Below are 7267 nucleotides of genomic sequence, written 5' to 3'. Positions count from 1 at the left end.
TAAAATCCATAAGATTATATACACCTAATTTATTTCACATGAAAAACCTCTTTTTTATTATTTTGTTTTCGGCTTCTTCAATAATTTTTGCGCAAAAGCCAATCTTTACCACAGCCAAAGTCAAAGCAGCAACGGTTTATTTTAATGCTGCCGAATTATCACAAACTACTTCTGTAAATCTTCCTTCGGGGACAAGTGAAATTGTGATAAAAAATGTCGCCGATTATTTGAACGAAAGCACTGTGCAGATTGGCGCACCGAATTCGGTAACCGTTTTATCAGTCCAGTTTACACAAAATTATATTTCGGAATACGAAATTGATGAAACAAATCCCGTGATTAAAAAAGTGCGGGACAGTATTTCTTTGACGCAAAAGGAAATTAAAAAAGTACAAATCGAAACCTATTCCAACCAACAAACTATTGCGCTTTTAGATGCAAATCAAAATGTTAGTGGTGCAAATACGGGTTTGAATGTAACCGAATTAATGAAGTTAGTTGATTTCTACAAAGCCAAACGAAGCGAACTTGACAATGCCGTTGTTGCTTTGCAGGAGAAAGAAACCAAACTAAATCTGAAGCTCAAAAACCTAAACAACAAACTGGAAATCAACACCCAAAAGGAAGAGAAAAATTCCAAAGGAAAACTGATTATCCAGGTGATGAATGAAATAGCCGGCGCGGTAAATTTAGATATCAATTACATTACCAACAATGCTTCATGGACACCATTTTATGATTTACGTGCAGAGAACATCACATCGCCTATCAATATGATTTACAAAGCACAAGTGGTTCAGAACACGGGGATTGACTGGAAAAAAGTAAAGCTTACTTTGTCATCAGGGAATCCGAATCAGAATAATCAAATGCCGTTGTTGAGCGCTTGGTTTTTGAAATATCAAAATCCAAATTATGAATACACGAAGGAAAGTCCAAGCCAAGCATTCACAAATGCATTACAAGGTAAAGCAGTAGGGCTCCAAGTAACCGCCAGAAAAGGGATCCCAGGACAAGGTGATCATGTAACTGTTAGAGGAGATGTATCATTGGCTGGATCATATAAAGGAGCAACGTATGTTGTTGATGGTAGATTTGTATCAGAAGAAGAAGCGGCACAAATTCCACCGGAAACAATTAAAAATGTGAATGTTCTAAAAGATGCTTCAGCTACTGCAATCTATGGCTCAAAAGGAAGCAATGGTGTTGTTGTCATTACCACAAAACAAGGTATGGATGATTATACAGAAATCAATGAAAACCAACTCAATGTTTCTTTTGACATTGACATTCCGTATGATATTTTATCCAATGGAAAACCGCACAGTGTAGGCTTGAAAGAAATCAAATTGCCGGCAACCTATAAATATTATGCTGCGCCAAGAGCGGATAAGGAAGCGTTTCTTCTGGCAGAAATCAATGAGTATTCTAAGTATAATTTATTGCCTGGCGAGGCTAACATTATCTTTGAAGGATTGTATGTAGGTAAAACAATGATTAATCCAAATCAAACTTCAGACACGTTGAATCTGAGCATGGGAAGGGATAAAAAAATATCCATCAAACGCGAAAAAGTGGTTGACAAATCCGGCACACGTTTTCTTTCTTCCAAAAAAGAACAAACATTTACCTATGATATTACCGTTAGGAATAACAAAAAAGAAGCCGTAGAGTTGACTTTAAAAGACCAATATCCACTAAGCACTGATAAAGAAATTGAAATTGAATTAGTGCAAAGCGACAATGCCAAAGAAAATAAAGAAACCGGAATCCTAACCTGGGAATTAAAATTGGCTCCCAACGAAACCAGGAAAATCCGACTCAGTTACAAAGTCAAATACCCAAAAGATAAAATCATAGATAATCTATAAAATTAGAAACATGATTAGTGGCTTTTTATTGCTAACTTTACGTACCAAAAAATTCATGCTATGAAAAAATTTTTACTTCTAAGTTTTTGCCTGTGTTCTTTAGTGAATCATTCACAAACAATCGGCTTACAGCAATTTGCCACCGGATTCACCGCTGCTATAGAATTAACGCACCCAGCAAATGACTCTCGCCTTTTTGTGGTTCAACAAGGTGGTTTGATACGTATAGTGAATCCAAATGGTACAATTAACGCAACTCCTTTTTTAAACTTAACTTCCCTTGTAAGTTCCAGTGGTAGTGAGCGAGGTTTGCTTGGCTTGGCTTTTCATCCCAATTATGCGACCAACGGTCTTTTCTTTGTAAATTATACTCGTGCCAGTGATGGCAGTACGGTTATTGCACGATATGGCGTAAGTGCCGATCCAAACATAGCCAATCCAACCGGAACTATTTTAATGACTATCAGCCAACCTTATTCAAACCATAACGGAGGCACGCTGCGATTTGGCCCTGATGGTTATTTATACATCGGAATGGGTGATGGCGGTGGAGCAGGAGACACAAGTGGCTACGCACAAAATTTAGATTTGAATTATGGAAATGTCGCTGCAAATCCAACCAGGATTTATTTGGGCAAAATGCTTCGCATAGATGTTAACACTATAGCAGGTTCCTTAAATTACGGATTTCCACCAACCAATCCCTACGTTGGCCAAGCAGGGAAAGAAGAAATTTGGGCAGTTGGGTTGCGTAATCCATGGAAATTTTCCTTTAACCGTGCCAATGGTGATTTGTGGATTGCCGATGTTGGTCAGGATGCCATTGAAGAGGTTGACAAAATAACAAGTCCATTGCCAAACACCGGATTAAATTTTGGATGGCGATGTTACGAAGGAAATGCCATATACAGCACTTCCCTCGGCACATGTCCTGCTTATGCTTCAACCGTTCCGCCACTAACGCAATATACCCATGCTTCCGGCAGATGCTCTATTACCGGCGGTTATTATTATTCCGGAACAATGTATCCAAACTTTCAGAACAAATATTTCTTTGCCGATTTCTGCACCGCAGAAATAGGCTATACAACATCAGGAGCGATAACCTGGGCATACGATGCGCCAAATTATTTAGGCACTTTTGGAGAAGATATGAATGGAGAATTGTATGTTTCTATTAATGCGCAATATTCCCCAACAACGGCTTCAACTATTTATAAATTGATAGACACTTCATTAAGAGTTTCCGAATTTGAAAAAAATGGCTTTTCATTGTATCCAAATCCGGCGAAGACTGAAGTATTTATTAAAAACAATTCGGGAACAACACTTACCAAAGTGAACGTTTTTGATTTAACCGGAAAGTTAGTGTTGACAAAAGCCGTTGCCAATAATGAGACTACTCCTTCCCTAAATATCGCAGCTTTATCCAGCGGATTGTATATGATTTCGGTTATAGATATTACAGGAAATCAATATCAGTCAAAATTGGTAGTAGAATAATTAAGGAGCAGGATTCGGAATTGATTCCTGAATTGTATTGATTTCGTTTACTACTTCTTGTGATAAAACAGTTTCAAAAGCGGCAATGTTTTCCTGAAGCTGTTCCATAGTTGTCGCGCCAATAATCGTTGAAGTCACAAAATCCTGCCGGTTTACAAAAGCTAATGCCATTTGGATTAAAGTCAATCCGTTTTCGTGTGCTAATTCCTGATACAATTTTGTGGCTTTATGGCAATTTGCATTAGCATATCTGGTAAATTGTGGAAACAATCCCAAACGTGAAGTTGGTAAAATTCCATTCAGGTGTTTACCAGTCAAAAAGCTAAATGCCAAAGGAGAATAAGCCAACAAACCAACATTTTCGCGCATTCCTATTTCGGAAAGTCCCACTTCATACAACCTGTTCAGTAAAGAATAGGGGTTCTGAATAGTAACAATTCTAGGCAGATTATGTTTCTCGCTTTCGCTGATAAATTTCATGACGCCATATGGGTTTTCGTTTGAAACGCCAATATGTTTTATCTTTCCTTCTTTGATTAAACCGTCATAAACGCTTAATACTTCAAAGAAGTTTTCCTGCCACTGTGTGTCAATTTCTGAAATGCCGCGTTGACCAAACATGTTCATTATGCGTTCCGGCCAGTGCATCTGATACAAATCGATATAATCTGTCTTCAGGTTTTTCAGACTCACGTCAACCGCTTGGTGAATGCTCTTCTTTGAAAAGTCCAATGGGTTTCTAATATATGACATACCTCTGTTTGGTCCTGAAATCTTGGTGGCAATAACTAAACTCTCTCTCTTTCCCGATTTCTTTAACCAGGTTCCAATGTGTTTTTCCGTTTTCCCAAGTGTGGCCTCGCGGGCAGCAATAGGATACATTTCGGCAGTGTCTATAAAATTGACGCCTTTATCTATAGCATAATCCAATTGCGAATGGGCATCGCTTTCCGAGTTTTGTTCTCCGAAAGTCATGGTGCCAAGGCAAATTTTACTGACTTTTATATTGGTTTTGGGTAAGGTAGTGTAGTTCATTTTTGGAATTTGAAGCCATTTTTGTGGCACAAAAGTAAAATATTGTGGGCGTTTAAGCGGGCTGATTAACACATTTTTTGGAAACGTTTATGATAAAAAAAGCCCCGAATCATCGGGCTTTTTCGTTATTCTTTTATAAACTTCGAACTGGCTGTACCTTTATCGCTTATAATTTTAATAAAGTAAGTTCCTGTCTTTAAACTAGTAACATCAATGGTTTCAGTTGGATTGGTATTTACCTGAACCAATTGCCCAAGCGTATTAAAAATACTTACTGAACTAATCGTAACATTTTGTTTGGAAGTAATCGTTAGGTTGCTTTTTGCTGGTACTGGCGACAAACTGTACACACTGCTAAAATCAAAATCCTGTGTTGCCAAAGCAGTAATGGTAGTCGTATAAGTATTGGTTACTATTGGCGCATTATAATCAAAGAAGATGCTTGCACTATTAGTAAAAGTATCGCCCACAACAAGCGTTGGTTTTGTCTTAATCTTAAACACTACATAACCTGTATTCGTTCCTGATGTATAAGGCAGGTTGATGTTTTGAAATATAAACTCTACCTGGTTTGTATTGGATATTCTTGTAGTGAATGCTGCACTCCCACTCAACGGTACTAAAGTAGAAATATCAAATTTACTTGTGTCAATCATGTCTTTCACAACGATATTCTGCGCATTAGCTGTACCATCATTTTCAAAACGGATAACATAATGCACATACTTACCCACCATAGCCGGTGTTATGGTTGTTCCTTCTGTACAGGTTTTATCGTTAGGGTCGAGCGAGTTTACCACTACCTGGTTAAAGGTTGTAGTATTATCAACCGGAGTTTCATCAGTAGCACCGGCAACTGTAGCGGTATATGTTAAAACATAACCGGCATTAACCGGAGGCGTTTCCAGAGGCGAATTCACATTGAGTGTTACGGTAATTGCACGGAATTCAAACGGCAGTAAATTACTGAAATTCCAACTCAGATTATTTGTAGTTTGTGTTGTTACGGCCGGTAAAGCCGACACATAATCCAATACCGCATCATTAAAGCTTAAGTTTACCGAACCATTCTGCGTAGCTGTTCCTTTGTTTTTGAAAATGATTTTATACTGAGCATCGAAACCTGGTCGGGCACCGCCCATAGGCGCTATAGCTACTTCCAAATCATTGTGCGTCCCATTGGCCGTTAAACAAAAATCCTGAACAAACGGACTCGCAGCATCCGGAAAAGTAACGATAGCCGAAGCAGGCGAAACCGTAAAATAAGAAGCGTTTTCTAAAACAGGCGTTATAGTTTGTGTACCCTCCTGCACATCATATCGATATGCTCCGCTGGTATCGGCAATAGAATTACCGGTATTGATACCATCAGTAAAAGCAAGCTTTAAGCTTGGATAATTGATATCAGTAGCAGTACAGCCATTATTATTGCTGTCATAATGAGTATTCCCTTGTATGGTATAAAAAGTACCACCCGGAGTAAAACTGCAATACGAATTAACATGGCAATTGGTTATACCATAGCTTATTAATGTAGCCTGAATTTCGGCAATTTGATCCTCATCGGCACAGATATATTCAAGATTGGGATTATTTGAAAAGCCTAAACTAGACTCAAAGTGCCCATTTTTTAAAAACAAACTGGTGAGTAAATTATTATAACAGTAAAGATCATCAAGTAAAGGTAAGCTGTTTATATTTAGGCTCGTAAGCTGGTTATCCCAGCAGTGTAAAGTATGAAGATTGGGTACTCCGCTTAGGTCTATAGCTGCAAGATGATTATTTGTACAAGATAGTGAAGCAAGATTGAATAAACCATTTATAGTAATGGACTGAAGCTGATTATAACTGCAACCAAGGCCATTAAGGTAAGGGCATCCGCTGACATCTAACGAAGTGAGCGCATTATTACTACAATTCAATATATTCAGCTGCGTCAGGCCACTTAAATTTAATGAAATCAATTGGTTATAATAACAGAAAAGCGTCTGAAGATTTGTTAAGCCTGTAACCGTCAATGTCGTAAGCTGGTTATAGCCACACTCCAATCGGTTAATATTGGTCAAACTATTGACATCGAAAGAGGAAACCAGATTCTGAGTGAAGTTCAATTCTGTAAGGTTCGTTAAGCCGCTTACATTTAATGTGGTTATCTGATTACCATCACATCTTACTTTCAGAAGATTGGTAAAAGTGTGTAAATCCAAAGAGGTAATCTGGTTACTCCAGCACATCAAATAGTTAAGATTTGGTAAATTAGACAGGTTTAAGGTTATTAGTTGCCCCTCAACACAATGCACCTCCCAAAGCAAAGGCAGGTTACTAATGGTTAATGAGGTAAATAGATTTTGTCCACAAACTAAAAAATGAAGATTGGTCAGGCTATTCACATCCAGGCTCAGGAGCTGATTATTATTGCAAAATAACGCTTCTATATTGGTGAAGTATTCTATTCCTGTTAAATCGGCTATTGAACTCCCGTTAACATTGATATACTTAATAGCCAATGCTTCGCTTACCTCTATTTCGCCATTACTATTGGTATCAATGGGGTTATTGGATGTTACGATTCCATAAAGATTAGGCGTTTCAGTAGAGGCCACTTGGTTTGAAGCATCGGCCGATAACAGCTTCGCCTTAAAATTAACATCCGGAATATTTATTATTTGCGCGTTTCCAACAAATCCAATCAGCGTAATAACTAAAAGCATGTAAAGTTTATTCATAAGATTAGTTTGAGCGTCAAATGTATACAATTGGCGCATAATACTTTCTTGATTTCAAGAAAACTTCCTCCCATGCGCGGGGAACATTTTTAATTTCAAGAAAACTTCCTGCCTAGCGCGAGGAACTTTCTT

4 protein-coding genes are annotated in these 7267 nt (G+C 38.0%); 2 read left to right on the top strand and 2 right to left on the bottom strand.

Features of this window, described 5'->3' with window-relative positions; all coding sequences use genetic code 11:
* The first annotated feature begins 38 nt into the window (after positions 1-38).
* Both Q0Q99_RS04860 and Q0Q99_RS04855 read left to right on the top strand, forming a co-directional pair.
* The gene (locus tag Q0Q99_RS04860; RefSeq protein WP_293892282.1) at positions 39-1871 is read left to right on the top strand and encodes a DUF4139 domain-containing protein; all 1833 of its coding nucleotides are present in this window, start codon (positions 39-41) and stop codon (positions 1869-1871) included.
* 60 nt (positions 1872-1931) lie between these two features.
* Positions 1932-3374 (top strand): PQQ-dependent sugar dehydrogenase, encoded by a 1443-nt coding sequence (locus Q0Q99_RS04855; protein WP_293892276.1) that lies wholly within the window; start codon positions 1932-1934, stop codon positions 3372-3374.
* Here the strand turns inward: Q0Q99_RS04855 and Q0Q99_RS04850 are convergent, their stop codons facing one another.
* The gene (locus tag Q0Q99_RS04850; RefSeq protein ID WP_293892272.1) at positions 3375-4409 is read right to left on the bottom strand and encodes an NADP(H)-dependent aldo-keto reductase; all 1035 of its coding nucleotides are present in this window, start codon (positions 4407-4409) and stop codon (positions 3375-3377) included.
* A 125-nt stretch (positions 4410-4534) separates the two neighbouring features.
* Positions 4535-7135 carry a T9SS type A sorting domain-containing protein gene (locus Q0Q99_RS04845; RefSeq protein ID WP_293892270.1) on the bottom strand — a complete coding sequence of 867 codons (2601 nt, stop codon included), beginning with the start codon at positions 7133-7135 and terminating at the stop codon, positions 4535-4537.
* Between the last annotated feature and the right edge of the window lie 132 nt (positions 7136-7267).

Source organism: Flavobacterium sp. (assembly GCF_025352425.1).
Classification (GTDB): domain Bacteria; phylum Bacteroidota; class Bacteroidia; order Flavobacteriales; family Flavobacteriaceae; genus Flavobacterium.
This window is presented reverse-complemented; position numbering and strand designations above follow the sequence as displayed.

Coding starts and splice junctions, on each gene's coding strand:
- Q0Q99_RS04855 (WP_293892276.1), top strand. CDS start 1,932: ATGAAAAAATTTTTACTTCTAAGTTTTTGCCTGTGTTCTTTAGTGAAT.
- Q0Q99_RS04850 (WP_293892272.1), bottom strand. CDS start 4,409: ATGAACTACACTACCTTACCCAAAACCAATATAAAAGTCAGTAAAATT.
- Q0Q99_RS04845 (WP_293892270.1), bottom strand. CDS start 7,135: ATGAATAAACTTTACATGCTTTTAGTTATTACGCTGATTGGATTTGTT.
- Q0Q99_RS04860 (WP_293892282.1), top strand. CDS start 39: ATGAAAAACCTCTTTTTTATTATTTTGTTTTCGGCTTCTTCAATAATT.